Origin of the sequence: Nocardioides nitrophenolicus (assembly GCF_016907515.1) — a bacterium.
GTDB lineage: Bacteria > Actinomycetota > Actinomycetes > Propionibacteriales > Nocardioidaceae > Nocardioides > Nocardioides nitrophenolicus.
Genome location: NZ_JAFBBY010000001.1, coordinates 1,904,570 through 1,920,085, shown reverse-complemented (window position 1 = coordinate 1,920,085; position 15,516 = coordinate 1,904,570). Strand labels below are relative to the sequence as shown.

Genomic DNA, 15,516 nt, shown 5'->3' with positions numbered 1-15,516 from the left:
CCGACACCTCCTGCGATCCTCACGATGTGAGCGACACGGTACGCCGCAGCAGCCCGCGACGGCGTACGCCGGCCGGCGGGGCGGCGAGCGTGCGCTGTTCGGCGACATCGGTGATCTTGGCGCGGGGCCGGCCGGCGCGGGCGCCCCGCTCGCGCTCCGCGGCGTCGAGGCGCTGCCAGGCGGCGAGGTCGGCGGACCCGGGGTGTCGCTCGGAGACCAGCGCGCCGATGGCGCCCGCGCTCCCGGTGGGGGCGGGCAGACCGGCGTCGAGGTCGTCGAGGATGGTCTCGACCGTCTCCTGGGCGTCGGTCTTGTTGGTGCCGATGAAGCCGACCGGGCCGCGCTTGATCCAGCCCACGACGTAGATGCCGGGCTCGACCCGGCCCTGGTGGTGGGGGACGGTGGCGGTGCGCTCGTCGAACGGCAGGTCGGCGACGGGGGTACCGCGGTGGCCGACCGAGCGGACGACCAGGCCGGCGGCGAGGGTGCGGATGTCGTCGGTGGCGACGGCGCGCACGCTGCCGTCGGCGTCGGTGACCAGCTCGTTGCGGGCCACCCGGACGCCGGTGACCCGGCCGCCGTTGCCGAGGATCTCGACCGGGGAGGCCGCGAAGGCCAGCACGATCCGGCGCCGGGTGGAGGCCGGGTCGACGGGTCGCTCGGCCAGCTCGCGGAGCAGGACGCTGCGCTGGTCGTCGCCGCTGAGCAGTGCGGGGTCGGCCTCGACCACCACGTCGACGTCGTCGAGCGCGGCCAGGCCGATCAGCTCGGGCACGGTGAACGCGGCCTGCGCCGGGCCGCGCCGGCCGAGGACGACGACCTCGCGGACCTTGCTCGCGCGCAGCTGGTCGAGCGGTCCGGGCGCCAGGTCGGTGCGCTCGAGGACGTCGAGCGGCCGGGACAGGATGCGGGCGACGTCGAGCGCCACGTTGCCGTTGCCGACCACGACGGCCCGCTCGTGGTCGAGGGGTACGTCGAGCGCCTGCTGGTCGGGGTGGCCGTTGTACCAGCCCACGAGCGCGGTCGCGGCGACCGAGCCGGCGAGCTCCTCGCCGGGGATGCCGAGGCTGCGGTCGGACGACGCGCCGACGGCGTAGACCACGGCGTCGTAGTGGGCGCGCAGGTCGGCGAGCGTGATGGCGCCGGGCGCACCGACCTCGACGTCGAGGAAGTAGCGGAAGCGCGGCTGCCGCTCGATCGCCTCGAACAGCCGGGTGACCAGCTTGGTCGACGCGTGGTCGGGGGCGACGCCGTGGCGGACCAGGCCGTACGGCGTGCGCAGCCGGTCGTAGACGTCGACGCCGGCGACCTCGGGGTGCTTCAGCAGCTCGTCGGCGGTGTAGAGCCCCGCCGGACCGGCCCCCACCACGGCGACCCGGAACGGTCCGGGGCGGGTGAGCCGGCGCTGCTGCGGCACCAGCGCGACCGGGGTGCGGTCGGCGTGGGGGAAGGCGTCGTAGTAGGCGGCGTTGAGGTCGAGGAAGGGCAGCTGCTTCGTCGTCAGCGCGGCATCCGGCACCATCGCCCCGACCGGGCAGGCCGTGGCGCAGGCGCCGCAGCCGACGCAGGCGGTCGCGTCGACGTACACCATCTCGGTGGTGCCGAAGCCGGGCTCACCCGGCGCGGGGTGGATGCAGTTGACCGGGCAGGCGACGACGCACGAGGCGTCGGCGCAGCACGACTGCGTGACGACGTACGCCATCGCTCAGACCGCGGCGGACTTGGGCTCGCTGCGGAAGCGCGACGGGCTGCCGTGGATGCCGAGCGCGCGCCACACCAGGCGCGAGACCCGGTTCATCAGGCCGAGCTCCTCGGCGAGCATCCGCACGTCGCCGAAGGTGTCGCGCAGCAGCTTCTGGGACTTCTCCGACTTCCAGTAGACCTCGCGCATGACGTCCTTGGGGATGTCGAGGTCCTTCTGCATCTGCTTGGTCGGCTTCATGATCACGTCGCACAGCACCCGCATGATCAGCGGGTAGGCGAGCGACAGGCCGAAGCGCTGGATGCGGCCGTAGTCCTTGGAGCGCTCGACGAGGTAGGTGTGGGCGAAGCCGATGTGGCGGGCCTCCTCGGCCACGTGGATCTGCATCACCCGGGTGACGATCGGGTGCAGCTCGTGTCCCGAGCGCAGCACCGACTTCTGCAGGTAGTCGATCGGCTCCTCGCCGGCGAGGATGCCGAAGAAGAAGATGTTGGGCAGCGGGCCGCCGGCCAGGCACAGGAACGGCGCGACCTTGATGAACCAGCCGGGGCCGCCCTTCACGTCGACGCCGATCCGGTTCACACCCTCCTGGAACATCTGGGTGTGGTGGCACTCCTCGGTCACTTCGTGGGTGGAGTAGCGGAACTCCGCACGGTTGTTGCCCATCGGGATGAGGTGGCTCATGATGCCGCCGATCAGCACCTGCTCGAACTGCAGGCCGACCTTCATGATGTTGGCGAGGCGGTACTGGCCGATCTCGATCTGCCGCTCCAGGGGCAGCGACCGGTACCAGTCGGTGCCGCCCAGCGAGTCGATCTCCGGCAGCACCCAGCGCGGGTCGTCGGGGACGACCTCGAACTCCGGGCTGTCCCACGCGATGTCCAAGAAGGCGTCGAAGTGCTGGTGGACCGACGCCTCGGAGAGCACGCGGAGCGTCTCCTGGTAGCTCAGCCCGTCGAGCTCGTGGGCGGCGGGGGTGTCGATCGGGGCGTCAGCGGTCGCAGTCATGGTCCAGTCCGTTCTCGTCATCGAAATCGGGAGCGTGCACGTTGTTAGCGCAACACCATGTTGCGTACATTGACCCCGGTTTTGTCAAGCAGTTCGGCCGAAGACGGACCGATCGGCGGGAGGGGAGCCCGCTCGGATGTGACCTGGATCGCTCGGTGGTGCCGCCCGCGCGCCCGCGCGACGTCAGGCCCCGCGCAGGAAGCCCTCGGCGCGCCAGCGGGCGAGCGCCGCGACCAGCTCGGGATGCTCGGCCCGGTCCGCGGCCCGGCCGCCGGCCACCAGGGCGGGTACGTCGGGGTCGCAGCCGGCGTCGTACACGACGGTCAGGCGGTTGGCCGCGCCGGCGTTGATCAGCGAGCCGAGCAGCGCGACCGGGTCGCTGCGGTCCTCGAGCGAGAGCAGCCGGACGCCGTCGGGCAGCACCGCGAGCTGGGTCGCGGGGGCGTCGGCGGTGACCACCTGGTCGACGACGAAGCCGGGCAGATCGGCGCGGGTCGCCAGCTCGAGCGCGGCGGTCCCGCCGCTGCCCCGGCCGACCAGCATCACCCGGGCCGGCTCGCCGCCGGGCTCGATCGCGGCGCCGAGCGCGCGGATCGCGGCCGAGGCCCCGCTCGACACGTCGCCGGTGACCAGCCGCAGCCGGCCGGCGGGCGCGGCGACCGGGGTGGCGTCGGGCAGGAAGGCGAGCAGGCGGCCGGGCGCGGTGCGCAGCACCCGGACCGTGCCGTCCTCGGCGAGCATCGTCATCAGGTCGCCGAGGCCCGCGGGCAGCGCGGCGCCCTCGTCGACGCTCGCGGCGGGGGCCGGCGTGGTCGGCGCGGCCGGCGCCGCCTCGGTCAGGCCCACGGCGACATCGCGCAGCGCGGCACCCCAGTCGTCGGCCAGCGGCGCGATGCCGGTGGCGCGCAGCCCGCCGACCCGTGCGGACCGTCCGGACTCACCGGCGAGCACGCCCGCGGTGAGCAGGCCCCGCATCTGCAGGCTGTCGAGCACGCCGCCACCGGTGGTGACGTGCTCCATCAGCTCGGGGTTCGCCTCGGCCAGCTCGCCGAGGTAGGCCGCCACGCCGTCGCGGTCGAGTGCATCGGTCTCGATCAGCCCGGCCGCGACGATCGCGCCGCCGAGGTTGACCTCCGGGGCGAGATAGCCGATCGCCTTCCCGGCGATCGAGCCGAGGGTCTCGTACGCCGCCGCCTGGAGCTCGTCGATCCAGCGGTACGTCATCACGGTCGCGCGCAGCACGAGCGCATCGGCGTCGAGCTCGATGGACCGGCTCAGCAGCCCGCCCTTGCCCGTGGTCGCGGCCCGCACCTCCTCTTCGGCGGTGCTCCACGTCGTCGGCGAGAGCGGCGCGGAGTCGGCCACGTCCGGGTCGGCCAGCACGTCGCTGCCGAGCTGCGACCACTCCCGCATCTGGGCGCCGGCGTCGTCGAACAGGTCGGCCAGGCGCAGCATCTGGTCGTACTTGTCGGCCAGGTCCGCCGCCTCGACCGCGGTCAGCGGCCGCTCGTCGGTGCTCATCGGGCCGCCTCCCCGAGGACGGGGGCGACGACCGCGCCCAGCTCGTCGGGCGCGACGGCGCGCAGCTCCAGCCGGAGCACGCCGTCGTCGTGGTGGGGGCGCAGCGCCCGCCAGCCGTCGGCGAGCAGGGTCCAGGACACGACGCCGACCGTGTCGACCTCGGCGCCGGAGACGTCGGCGACCAGCGCCCGCAGCCGGCCCCGGGCCTCGCTCGCCAGGGCGGCGAGCAGCCCGACGACCGAGGCGTCGTCGAGCGGGCCGTCCGGTCCACGCACGGCTCCGCGATGCCGGGCCGCGAGCACCGGCAGCAGGTCGCCACGGCCCGAGCCGCCGGCCTCGGCGGCGGCGTCGGCGAGCTCGTACGGCAGGTCGACGTACGCCGGCACGTCGGTCGGACCGAGCACGACCTCCTCCGAGATCGCGGCGACCCGGGCGAGCTCGGCGGCCCAGGCGTCGGAGCCGAACCAGCCCAGCTCGAAGACGATCCCGTCGACCGTCGCCAGCGAGGCGACGGCGCCGCCGCCCTGGCGGTGCCAGACCTTGGCCTGGACGCCACCCATGGCGACGTCGACGTCGAGTGCGAAGCGCGGGGAGGCGAGCAGGCCGATCGCGCCGGCGAGGCCGGCGTCGGGCACCCCGTCGACGGTCAGGCCGCGGCGCTCCAGCGCGTCGGCCGGATCGTGGAGGGCGGCGACGGCGGCCCGGAAGGCCTGGTCGTCGAGGGTCGCGGGGCTCTGGCCGAGCCGGGCCTGCATCGCGTCGGCCGTGGGCGGCGCGGCGACCTCGAAGGGCAGGGGAGCGTCGCCGGCGAGGCGGGCGGCGTACTGGAGCTCGGCGAGGTTGAGCCCGATCCGTCGGGGCGCCGCGGCCAGCGCGTCGCCGCCGCGGGAGGAGGGCGCGGGCGTGATCGAGGTCAGGTCGATGGTCGGCATCAGCGCTCCAGCCCGGGTACGTCGACCGCGAGCCAGTCGCGGTGGCCCGGCGGTGGCGGCGAGAAGGCGGCGAGCGTCTCGTCGAGCGGGTCGGGCGTGACCTGCAGGCCGTCGCCGGCCTCGTTGCGCGCCGCGATGGCGGCGATCCGGGCCCGGGCGTCGGCCACCAGCGCGCTCACCCGCGCCTCGGTGGTGGCGATCTCCTCCCGGACGGCGTCGACGCTCTCGGCGTGGTCGGCCAGCGCGTCGGCGGCGCCGGTGTGGCGCTCGGCCGCGACCCGGAGATGGCTGGCGCGGTCGGTCACCCGCTCCCGCATCGCCTCCGCCGCCCGCCCGGTCCAGCCCAGGCCCTCGACCCGCGCGACCAGCTCGTCGGCGAGCGCGCGGACGTCGGCCCCCTGGTCCCGCAGCTGGGTGGCACGACGCCGGATGATCTCGCTGTCGCCGTACATGAGTCGATGGCCTCCCGGATGGTCGATGCCCAACCTATGCGATCGACCGCCTGATCCGCGTGTGATGATCACCGGGTGTCCGGCCTCCATGTGACGTTGCGTGACCTCGTGGCCGTCTCGGGGCCACGGCTTCTCGACGACGTCGAGTCGTTCCGTGCCGCGCTCGACGACTACCTGGACGAGCGGGCGGTGACGCGGGGCGAGCTCAACCTGCTCGTCGACGCCGTGCGGCTGGGCGCGGTGAGCCGGCTCGGCGACCAGATCGGGCACGGCGCGCCGCCGTCGTCGGCACTCGACGCCCAGGCGGCACTCCTGGCGCGCGACCGCGGCACCGGCGAGAGTGCCAGCGCCGCCTGGGCGCTGGCCGCGCTGGGACATGCGCTGGGGCTGGTCGGGGCCGAGGAGGTGCTGCGTCGACGTGACGCCGCGGTACGACAGGGTGCCTTGCCCGCCTTCCCGTCGGGCGCGCCGGCGCCCACGCCGCCGCCGACGCCCCCGGTGCCCCGGCCCGCCACGCTGCCGCTCGCCGCGCCGCCGCCCGTGCCCCGGCCGCCCGCACCCCCGCCGCCCACGGCTGCCCACCGGGCCCCGGCACTCCCGCCCGCTGCGCCGCGTGGGCGCTGGCTGCTGAACCTGCTGCTCGTGCTCGGCGGCGTGGCTCTCGTCGTCGCCTACGTCGTCATCGTGCCGCGGTAGCCGTTCCCGCCCGCCGGACCCGTCGTACCGCCAGGGCCAGCGGCAGCCCGACCGTCAGCGCCAGACCGATGCCGGTGGTGACCAGCACCGACCCGGTGTCGCCGTCGGGCTCGAGGAGGGTGCCGACCACGCCGAGGACCAGGAGGCCCGCGAGCACGCCGCGTACGACGACCCACCACCACGGCCGCTTGCGCCACCGGCCGGCCCGCGGATGCGGGGCCCGGGGCCGCGGCTCGGGCGCGGGATCGCGCCAGCGGTGGGGCACCGGGGCGTCGCTCGGCTCGGGGGCGCCACGGCGGCGGCGGACGGCGCGGGCGCGGTACTGCTCCCGGGCGAGCAGGAGGGTCCACCCGCCGAGGGCGCCGCTCAGCGCCGTGAGCGCCAGGCCGCCCCAATAGGGCGGGTCACCGTCGCGGACCACCGGTCCGAGGATGACCAGCCAGGACGCGACGAAGAGCGCGCCGAACAGCGTCGTCATGATCGCCAGGCCCCACCAGCTGGTCACCTCGCGGCCGGTGCCGCGCGGCTCGAGGCCGATCTCGTCGGGCAGGTAGCTGTGCAGCTCGCCGGTCCTCGTCAGCCGCAGCACCCGCTCCTCGCCGCGGGCGAGGGCGGCCCGGTGCTCCGCGTGGGTCGTGTCGTTGCGCCGCTCCAGCTCCCCGCGGTCGGTCACAGTCGGCCCTCGAGGCGGTCCAGTGCCGTGAGGATGTCGTCGGCGGTGCCGGCGAAGCTGAACCGCAGGAAGCGGCCGCCGTCGACGGTGTCGAAGTCGATGCCGGTCGCGACGGCGACGCCGGTGCGGGCCAGCAGGTCGCGGCAGTAGGCCATCGAGTCGGTGGTGAGGTGACCGACGTCGGCGTAGGCGTAGAACGCGCCGTCGGCGGGCGCCAGCCGCTCGATGCCGAGCCGCTGCAGGCCGTCCAGGAGCAGGCCCCGGTTGCGGGCGTAGCGCTGCACGTGGGCGTCGAGCTCGGCGTACGCCGCGTCCTCGAAGGCGCCGAGCGCGGCATGCTGGGCGAGCACGGGCGGGCAGATCGAGAAGTTGCCGGTCAGCACGTCGACCGGGCGGCGCAGCCGCTCCGGCGCGAGCATCCACCCCAGCCGCCAGCCGGTCATCGAGAAGTACTTCGAGAACGAGCCGAACACGACCGCCTCGCGCGAGGTCTCCCAGGCACAGCTCGCCCGGGCGCCGGCGTACTGGATGCCGTGGTAGATCTCGTCGGACACCAGCTGCACGCCGTTGTCGTCGCACCAGCGCGCGATCGCGGCGAGCTCCTCCGGCGACAGCATGGTGCCGGTCGGGTTCGCGGGGCTGGCGACGACCAGGCCGTCGAGCGGCTCCTTCGCGTGCGCCTCGGCGAGCTGCGCCACGCTCGGCTGGAACCGGGTCCCGGGGCCGGTGGGGATCTCGACCACCGCGCAGCCCAGGGCCGCCAGCACGTTGCGGTAGCAGGGGTATCCCGGTCGCGCGATCGCCACCCGCGCCCCGGCGTCGAACGCCGCGAGGAAGGCGAGCAGGAAGCCGCCGCTGGAGCCGGTGGTGACGACCACGTCCTCGGCGTCGACCGCGAGACCGTAGCTGCGGGCGTAGTGGCCCGCGATCGCCGTACGGAGCTCGAGGATGCCGGTGGCGGTCGTGTACCCCAGCGGGTCGCCGCTGCCGAGCAGCCGCACCGCCGCCGCGTTGACCGTCGCCGGCGCGCCCGTGCTGGGCTGCCCGGCGACCAGGTTGACCAGGTCGCCGTGGGTGCGCTGCCGCTCCGCTGCCGCGGCGAGCAGGTCCATCACGTAGAACGGCGGGACGTTCGCCCGGGTGGCGGCACTGAGGCGGTCGGTCACGTGGGTCCCTCCAGTCACATGAATCACCGGTTGACCGGCGAAACTGTCACTTGTCGGGCGTTGCAACGGCCGACAAGTGAGGGAATCGCCGGTCGACCGGCGATTCTGTCACCCCGCCGCGTGCCGCCCCGCCCGGCGGCCGAAGAACGAGCCCTCGCCGAGCTGGGTGCCCGAGCAGTAGCCGTTGCCGTCCTGGGCGATGTTCGAGGCGCAGGCGCCGGCGGCGTACAGGCCGGGGATCACCGAGCCGTCGGTACGCCGGACCTGGCCGTCGACCGTGGTGGCCATCCCGCCGATGGTGAACCCGGCGTACAGCGCGACGCCGAGCGACAGATCGAGCACCGCCCACGGTCCGGTGGTCTGCGGCGCGATCCAGTCGGGGTGCTTGTGGAAGTCGGGGTCCTTGCCGTCGGCGGCGTTCTCGTTGTAGCGGGTGACGGTCGCGACCAGCGCCCCGGCGGGCATGCCGAGTCCGGCCTCCATCTCCTCGAGCGTCTCGAAGCCGTCCTTGAGCGGCACCAGCGGCATGTGGTCCTCGCCGAGGTGCTCGCTGTCGACGATGAGGTACGCGACCGCGTCGGGCTGCTGCATCACGTGGTACGACGTCCGCGCGTGGTAGCTGTCCTCGGCCACGAACCGTTCGCCGGCCCGGTTGACGATGATCCCCTTGCACCGCGACGACGGCGGGTAGAAGGGCGCGGTGATGAACGGCTCCTCCATGTTCTCCAGGGCCGCGCCGACGGACTCGCCGAGGCGGATGCCCAGCCCGTCGTCGTACGTCGACCCGAGGGTGAACAGCTTGGACCCGAGTGCGGGGGTGTAGCGGGCGACCATGTCGGCGTTCATCACGAACCCGCCGGCGGCGATGACCACGCCCCGCGCCGCGATGACGCCGGTCCGGTCGAAGGAGCGCCAGGCCAGCCCGACCACGGCGTCGCCGTCGCCGTCGACGACCAGGTTGGTCGCACCGGTCTCGTAGCGGACCTCGACGCCGGCCTCCTCGACCTGGGTGCGCAGCAGGTCCATCACGATCCGGGTGCCCTCGGTGTCGCCGGGGACGGGCACCTTGTGGCCGCGCGGTGCGGGCGCGACCTGCTCGCGGAAGGGCCACACCTTCTCGTTGCCGGTGAACATCAGGCCCTCGGTGCCGGGCTGGATGACCGCCTTGCCGGGGAAGTACGAGCGCTCGAACGCGAAGCCCAGCGACTCCAGCCAGTCGAAGTGCGCGACCGACCCCTCGCAGTAGGCGCGGATCTTCTCCTCGTCGGGGTCCTTCGTCGACGCCATGAGGTACGCCGTCATCGCCTCGACCGAGTCGTCGTGCCCGGTGGCCTGCTGGACCGCCGTACCGCCGCCGAGGTAGAAGTGCCCGCCCGACATCGAGGAGGTGCCGCCGTGGACCGCCGCCTTCTCGAGCAGCAGCACCCGCGCGCCGGCACGCGCGGCCTCCAGGGCGGCGCAGCCGCCGGCGATGCCGAAGCCCACCACGACCACGTCGAAGCGCTCGGCGTCCGCGCCGAGCACGCTCGCCGGGAGTACGTCGGGAAGAGCCAGGCCGGCCGGGACGTTGGGGATCGCAGATGCCACGAGGGAAATCTAGAACATGTTCTACCGATAGACTAGATCCCCGCCACCCGACGAGAGCCGAGTGCCAACTTCATGACCTTCGACGTCCACCAGCTCGACACCTTCCTGCTGATCGGCGCCGGAGTCACCTTCCTCGCGGTGCTGGCGGTCCGGATGTCGTCCGGCGTCGGCCTCCCCAGCCTCCTGGTCTACCTGCTGATGGGCGTCGCCCTCGGCGACTCCGGGCTCGGGATCGACTTCGACAACGCCGAGCTGGCGCACGCGATCGGCTTCGGCGCGCTCGCCATCATCCTCGCCGAGGGCGGTCTCACGACGAACTGGCGCGACGCCCGACCGGCCATGCGGATGGGCCTGTCGCTGGCCACCCTGGGCGTACTCGTGTCGATCGGCATCGTCGCCGTCGGCGCGCACTTCCTGCTCGGCCTGTCCTGGCAGCTCTCCATCCTGCTCGGCGCCGTCTGCTCGCCGACCGACGCCGCCGCGGTGTTCTCGGTGCTGCGCGTGGTGCCGCTGCCGAAGCGGATCACCGGCACCCTCGAGGCCGAGTCCGGTCTCAACGACGCCCCGACCGTCGTCCTGGTCACCCTCGTCTCCTCCGGCGCGGTCGGCGAGCACGGCCTGCTCGGCACCACCGGGATCGTGCTCTACGAGCTGGTCGCCGGCGTCGCCTTCGGTCTCGCCGCGGGCTTCGGGGGCGCCTGGGTGATGCGCCGCGCGGCGCTGCCGTCGTCCGGCCTGTACCCGATCGCCGTGCTCTGCCTGACCCTGATCGGGTACGGCGGCGCCGCGGCCGTGCACGCCAGCGGGTTCGCCGCGGTCTACGTCGCCGCGCTGGTCCTCGGCAACACCGAGCTCCCGCACCGCGTCGCCACCCGCTCCTTCGTCGAAGGTCTCGCCTGGCTCGCCCAGATCGGGCTGTTCGTGATGCTCGGCCTGCTGCTCTCGCCGGACCGGCTGTCGTGGGAGGTGATCGGGATGGCGGTCGTCGCCGGCAGCCTGCTCACCTTCGTCGCCCGGCCGGTGTCGGTCGTGGTGAGTGCCGTCGTACGGCCGATGAAGTGGGCGGAGCTGGCCTTCATCTCCTGGGCCGGACTGCGTGGCGCGGTGCCGATCGTGCTCGCCACCATCCCGCTCGCCGAGGGGGTCGACGGCGCGACCCGGCTCTTCGACATCGTCTTCGTCCTCGTCGTGCTCGACACCTTGATCACCGCGCCCTCGCTGCCCCTGACCGCGCGCATCCTGCGGGTCGCCCGGCGCTCGGAGCCGCGCGGCATCGAGGTCGAGGCCGCGCCCCTGGACCGGGTGGCCGCCGACCTGCTGCAGATCACGATCAGTCCGGTCTCGAAGCTGCACGGCGTCGAGGTCGGCGAGCTGCGGCTGCCGCTGGGCGCGAACGTGTCGATGGTCGTCCGGGAGGGCCGGACCCTGGTGCCGGAGCGGCGTACCGTCCTGCGCCACGGCGACGACCTCATCGTGGTCACGCCCCGCAAGCTGCGCGAGGCGACCGAGCAGCGGCTGCGCCAGGTCAGCCAGGGCGGCCGGCTCGCGCAGTGGCTCGAGGAATGACGCGGGGAGCGATCAGCTCGGCGCGTCGGGCTGGCTGCTGAGCGGGGGCGTGCAGACGTAGGCGTCCTTGCGCGCGGTGACCGTCGGGTGCCCCTCGACGACGCCCTGGAACCTCTTGCCGACCACGATCGTCACGCCCGGGTACCCGGACGGCTGGTCGACGATGTCGACGTCCGCGCCGAGGTACGACGCCAGCAGGATCGCCGCCGGGTCGCCGGGGTCGTCGGCCCACACCTGCGCCGACACCGGACCGCCGGTGTCGGGTGCGTTGCCGGTGTCGCCCTGGGCGAAGCCGTAGCCGATCAGGTCGTCCATGGTCTTGCTCGCCAGCCCGTTGGCGCCGCCGCCGTTGAGGACCGTGACCATCACCTGCGGCGGGGCGAGGTCGTCGCCCTCCGAGATCAGGGTGTCGGTGCACGGAGCAGCCTCGACCTTCTCGGGGAAGGGCTGGGTCACCTTGGCCCAGCCCCAGGCCGCGCTGGCCACGAAGACCACCGCCAGCGCCCCCAGGGTCACCGCCGACCGACTGCCCGCCTTGACGTCGAGGCCTTCCATCGCGCTCAGCCCTCCATCCGGATCACACGGGCGTGCAGCACGTTGCGCTGCTGCAGCGCGGCCCGCAGCGCCCGGTGCAGCCCGTCCTCGAGGTAGTAGTCGCCGCGCCACAGCACGACGTGGGCGAACAGGTCGCCGAAGAAGGTGGAGTCCTCGTCGAGCAGGGAGGAGAGCTGCAGCGTGTCCTTGGTCGTGACCAGCTGGTCGAGGCGGACCTGGCGCGGGGGCACGGCGGCCCACCCCTTGGAGGTGAGGCCGTGGTCGGGGTAGGGACGCCCGTCCCCCACGCGCTTGAAGATCACGGCTTCGGAGTCTACGGGGCGGGGCCGCGCCTGACTGCGACGGCGTGTTCGGCCTAGAGTTCCGGGCATGACGCAGGAGCAGACGCCCACTCCCGACGCAGCACCTGACACCACGGCCCCGGCGGTCCCCGCCGAGGCCCCCGCCGCCGAGGCCCCCGCCGCCGAGGCCCCCGCCGCCGAGGCCCCCGCCGCCGAGGCCCCCGCCGCCGAGGCCCCCGCCGCCGTGCCGACCGACCCCATCGAGCAGGCGATCGCCCCCGGGTACGCCTTCGAGGGCCCGGCGCTCGAGCTCGGCGGCCTGATGACCGGCCCCGACCAGCTCTCGGCCAGCACCATCCGGATCCCGCTGGCGATGCTCAACCGGCACGGCCTGGTGGCCGGTGCGACCGGTACCGGCAAGACCAAGACCCTCCAGCTGCTCGCCGAGCAGCTCAGCGCGGCCGGCGTACCCGTCTTCGCGGCGGACATCAAGGGCGACCTGTCCGGCATCGCCACCGCCGGCGAGGCCAACGACAAGCTGCTGGCCCGGACCAAGTCGGTGGGCCAGGAGTGGACGGCGACGGCCTTCCCGGTGGAGTACTACGCGCTCGGCGGCCAGGGCATCGGCATCCCGATCCGGGTGACCGTGTCGTCGTTCGGGCCGATCCTGCTCAGCCGGGTGCTCGGGCTCAACGACACCCAGGAGTCCAGCCTGGGCCTGGTCTTCCACTACGCCGACAAGCAGGGCCTGCCGCTGCTCGACCTGCAGGACCTGCGTGCCGTCGTCCAGCACCTCACCAGCGACGAGGGCAAGCCCGACCTCAAGGACCTTGGCGGGCTGTCCTCGGCGACCGCGGGCGTGATCCTGCGCGAGCTGATCGCGTTCGCCGACCAGGGCGCCGAGGCGTTCTTCGGCGAGCCGGAGTTCGACTCCGCCGACCTGCTCCAGCAGGCATCCGACGGGCGCGGGCTGGTCAACCTGGTCGAGCTGCCCAACCTGCAGGACCGGCCGGCGATCTTCTCGACCTTCCTGATGTGGCTGCTCGCCGACCTGTTCCACGACCTGCCCGAGGTCGGCGACATCGACCAGCCCAAGCTGGTGTTCTTCTTCGACGAGGCGCACCTGCTGTTCAAGGACGCCTCGAAGCCGTTCCTGGAGTCGATCGCCCAGACGGTGCGGCTGATCCGGTCGAAGGGGGTGGGCGTCTTCTTCGTGACGCAGAGCCCGACCGACGTACCGGACGACGTGCTGGCCCAGCTCGGCTCCCGGATCCAGCACCAGCTGCGCGCCCACACCCCCAATGACGCGAAGGCGCTCAAGGCGACCGTCAACACCTACCCCAAGAGCGCGTACGCCGATCTCGGCGAGGTGATCACCACGCTCGGCATCGGCGAGGCGATCGTGACCGTGATGGGCGAGAAGGGCGCGCCGACGCCGGTCGCCTGGACCCGGCTGCGCGCGCCGGAGTCGCTGATGGCGCCGTCCAGCGCGGAGTCGATGGAGGCGACGGTCAAGGCCAGCCCCCGGCAGGCGAAGTACGCCGAGGTGGTCGACCGGGAGTCGGCCCGCGAGATCCTCGCCAAGAAGCTGGAGGAGGGCGCGAAGGCGAAGGCCGGGGAGCAGGCCGACAAGGCCGAGAAGCCCGCCGCCAAGGGCAAGGCCGCGCCGAGGAAGAAGGACGACGGCAACGCCGCGGGCGAGATCGTCAAGGACGTGGTGAAGTCCTCGGCGTTCAAGCAGTTCATGCGCACCGCCGCCGCCGAGATCGCCCGCGGGATGTTCGGCACCGCCCGCCGGCGCCGCTAGGAACGACGCCGCCGGGCGGCTCCTGCGTGAGGAGCCGCCCGGCGGCACTGGGGGGATGGGCAGGTCAGGCGGACCAGCGGATGGCGTCGTCGACGAAGTCGGCGAGCGGGTGGACGCCGCGCAGGTCGGTGCGCTCGTCCATCAGGCGCGAGAGGCCCTGTGCGTGGCGATCACGCAGGGCGGTACGGCGGGCGAGGGAGCGGTCCACGGCGTCGAGGTCCTCGACGGACTCGAGGTGACGCCCTGCGGTCTGGGTCTCAGGAGAGGTCGTCTTCTTCATGGCTCAAGCCTCCAACCGGGAGGTTTCGAGCCGACCGCGCGTCGGTTACGAGTCGATGACCTGGCCTGTGAGCCGCGCGACACTCGCGACACTCCCGGCGGCGCTCAGGCGCCGTCGACGCCGTTGAGCAGTAGGAAGAACACCCCGACGCCGACCGCCGCGCCGAGTACGCCGAGCCCGGCGCCGGTGAGCGCCCGGCGCCGCGACGAGGACGCGAGCAGCCGACTGCCGAGGACGGCGCCCACCGCCGCGGTGACCAGCACCTGGACGGGGACGATCAGGTTCTCCCCGGTGTCGGTGCCGTCGAGGAGGAAGGCGCTGACGGGCAGCGCGACGCACCCGACCACGACCAGGGCGAGGAGCAGCAGCAGGATCCGCACACGGTCAGCGTGACAGAGTCTCGTGCGCCTCCACCATCGCCGGGCCGTACCAGGTCAGCAGCCGGCCCGACACCAGCCGGGTCGGCACCCGCGTGAACGCCTCCGGCCCGTCGTCGGCCGTGAACACATAGGGCTCGTCGGGCAGCAGGACCAGGTCGAGGTCGGCACGGTCCAGCTCGGCCAGGTCGACCTTCGGGTAACGGTCCGTGCCGGTGTCGTGGGCATTGCTCCAGCCGAGCCGGTGCAGCAGGTCGCCGGTGTAGGTCCGCGGCCCGACGACCAGCCACGGATCGCGCCACACGGGTACGGCGACCCGCCCGCGCGGCTCCGCGGGCGGCCCCGACCAGAGCTGGTGGGCCCGGGTCAGCCACGGGGGAGCGGCCAGGCCCAGCGCCTCGTCGTACAGGCGGGTGAGGGAGGCCAGGGCCTGCGGCACGGTCTCGATCGCGGTGACCCAGACGGCGACGCCGTCCGCGCGCAGGCGGCGTACGTCGAGCTCCCGGTTCTCCTCCTGGTTGGCCACCACCAGGTCGGGCGCGAGCGCGCGGATGGCGGCGAGATCGGGGTTCTTGGTGCCGCGGACCCGGGTGACGTCGAGGTCGCCGGGATGGGTGCACCAGTCGGTGGCGCCGACCAGCCGGTCCGGTACGTCGCTCGCGAGGGCCTCGGTGATCGAGGGGACGAGGGAGACGATCCGGCGCGCCGGGCCGTCGAGCGGGACCTCGGCGCCGAGGTCGTCGACGGGAAGGCTGGCCACGGGCCCACCGTAGTCCGTTCGGGCCACCCCGTTCGAACCATCGCCCCTAGCCAGTAACACGTTCCATGGGCCAAGATCGGGTCCGACCTCGCGATCCGGCCATGGGAAGCCGCCGGCTGAGCCGGATCGCATCGGGGGAGAGAAAGGTCCGTC

At 73.6% G+C, this 15,516-nt stretch carries 16 protein-coding genes; 3 read left to right on the top strand and 13 right to left on the bottom strand.

Features of this window, described 5'->3' with window-relative positions:
* Positions 1-19 precede the first annotated feature (19 nt).
* The 5 genes from JOD66_RS09475 to JOD66_RS09455 all read right to left on the bottom strand — a co-directional run bounded on the left by JOD66_RS09475 (position 20) and on the right by JOD66_RS09455 (position 5,615).
* The gene (locus tag JOD66_RS09475; RefSeq protein WP_204836631.1) at positions 20-1,702 is read right to left on the bottom strand and encodes an FAD-dependent oxidoreductase; all 1,683 of its coding nucleotides are present in this window, start codon (positions 1,700-1,702) and stop codon (positions 20-22) included.
* Positions 1,703-1,705: 3 nt separating this feature from the next.
* A complete protein-coding gene (locus JOD66_RS09470) occupies positions 1,706-2,710 on the bottom strand; it encodes an AurF N-oxygenase family protein (RefSeq protein ID WP_204836630.1) in 1,005 nt (334 codons plus the stop codon).
* Positions 2,711-2,893: 183 nt separating this feature from the next.
* Positions 2,894-4,231 carry a hypothetical protein gene (locus JOD66_RS09465; protein ID WP_204836629.1) on the bottom strand — a complete coding sequence of 446 codons (1,338 nt, stop codon included), beginning with the start codon at positions 4,229-4,231 and terminating at the stop codon, positions 2,894-2,896.
* Positions 4,228-5,163 (bottom strand): hypothetical protein, encoded by a 936-nt coding sequence (locus JOD66_RS09460; protein ID WP_204836628.1) that lies wholly within the window; start codon positions 5,161-5,163, stop codon positions 4,228-4,230. Before JOD66_RS09460 ends, JOD66_RS09465 begins: the two co-directional genes overlap by 4 nt.
* Positions 5,163-5,615: a WXG100 family type VII secretion target gene (locus tag JOD66_RS09455; RefSeq protein ID WP_204836627.1), complete on the bottom strand. Its 453-nt coding sequence runs from the start codon at positions 5,613-5,615 to the stop codon at positions 5,163-5,165. The genes JOD66_RS09460 and JOD66_RS09455 overlap by 1 nt, the downstream gene beginning before the upstream one ends.
* A gap of 75 nt (positions 5,616-5,690) precedes the next feature.
* Between JOD66_RS09455 and JOD66_RS09450 the strand changes: the two genes are divergently transcribed.
* The gene (locus tag JOD66_RS09450) at positions 5,691-6,311 is read left to right on the top strand and encodes a hypothetical protein (protein WP_204836626.1); all 621 of its coding nucleotides are present in this window, start codon (positions 5,691-5,693) and stop codon (positions 6,309-6,311) included.
* Here the strand turns inward: JOD66_RS09450 and JOD66_RS09445 are convergent.
* From JOD66_RS09445 to JOD66_RS09435, 3 genes are all read right to left on the bottom strand, one after another.
* On the bottom strand, positions 6,295-6,984 hold the full coding sequence (locus JOD66_RS09445; protein ID WP_204836625.1) for a hypothetical protein: 690 nt from the start codon (positions 6,982-6,984) through the stop codon (positions 6,295-6,297). The two genes, JOD66_RS09450 and JOD66_RS09445, sit on opposite strands and share 17 nt — an antisense overlap.
* Positions 6,981-8,150 (bottom strand): pyridoxal phosphate-dependent aminotransferase, encoded by a 1,170-nt coding sequence (locus JOD66_RS09440; protein ID WP_307823410.1) that lies wholly within the window; start codon positions 8,148-8,150, stop codon positions 6,981-6,983. Before JOD66_RS09440 ends, JOD66_RS09445 begins: the two co-directional genes overlap by 4 nt.
* A 108-nt stretch (positions 8,151-8,258) precedes the next feature.
* Positions 8,259-9,737 carry an FAD-binding protein gene (locus JOD66_RS09435; protein WP_307823409.1) on the bottom strand — a complete coding sequence of 493 codons (1,479 nt, stop codon included), beginning with the start codon at positions 9,735-9,737 and terminating at the stop codon, positions 8,259-8,261.
* A 72-nt stretch (positions 9,738-9,809) separates the two neighbouring features.
* On the opposite strand from JOD66_RS09435, the gene JOD66_RS09430 reads away from it, so the two are divergent.
* On the top strand, positions 9,810-11,303 hold the full coding sequence (locus JOD66_RS09430; protein ID WP_204836624.1) for a potassium/proton antiporter: 1,494 nt from the start codon (positions 9,810-9,812) through the stop codon (positions 11,301-11,303).
* Between the two features lie 12 nt (positions 11,304-11,315).
* Here JOD66_RS09430 and JOD66_RS09425 read toward each other — a convergent pair whose 3' ends face one another.
* Positions 11,316-11,858, bottom strand: coding sequence for a LytR C-terminal domain-containing protein (locus tag JOD66_RS09425; protein ID WP_204836623.1), 543 nt, complete (start codon positions 11,856-11,858; stop codon positions 11,316-11,318).
* A gap of 5 nt (positions 11,859-11,863) precedes the next feature.
* Positions 11,864-12,160 (bottom strand): type II toxin-antitoxin system VapB family antitoxin, encoded by a 297-nt coding sequence (locus JOD66_RS09420; protein ID WP_204836622.1) that lies wholly within the window; start codon positions 12,158-12,160, stop codon positions 11,864-11,866.
* Positions 12,161-12,227: 67 nt separating this feature from the next.
* Between JOD66_RS09420 and JOD66_RS09415 the strand changes: the two genes are divergently transcribed.
* Positions 12,228-13,946: a helicase HerA-like domain-containing protein gene (locus JOD66_RS09415; RefSeq protein ID WP_239545155.1), complete on the top strand. Its 1,719-nt coding sequence runs from the start codon at positions 12,228-12,230 to the stop codon at positions 13,944-13,946.
* A 64-nt stretch (positions 13,947-14,010) separates the two neighbouring features.
* Here JOD66_RS09415 and JOD66_RS09410 read toward each other — a convergent pair whose 3' ends face one another.
* From JOD66_RS09410 to JOD66_RS09400, 3 genes are all read right to left on the bottom strand, one after another.
* A complete protein-coding gene (locus JOD66_RS09410) occupies positions 14,011-14,226 on the bottom strand; it encodes a hypothetical protein (protein ID WP_205126607.1) in 216 nt (71 codons plus the stop codon).
* A gap of 104 nt (positions 14,227-14,330) precedes the next feature.
* Positions 14,331-14,606, bottom strand: coding sequence for a hypothetical protein (locus JOD66_RS09405; RefSeq protein ID WP_204836621.1), 276 nt, complete (start codon positions 14,604-14,606; stop codon positions 14,331-14,333).
* Between the two features lie 4 nt (positions 14,607-14,610).
* The gene (locus tag JOD66_RS09400) at positions 14,611-15,363 is read right to left on the bottom strand and encodes a helical backbone metal receptor (RefSeq protein WP_204836620.1); all 753 of its coding nucleotides are present in this window, start codon (positions 15,361-15,363) and stop codon (positions 14,611-14,613) included.
* Positions 15,364-15,516 lie beyond the last annotated feature (153 nt).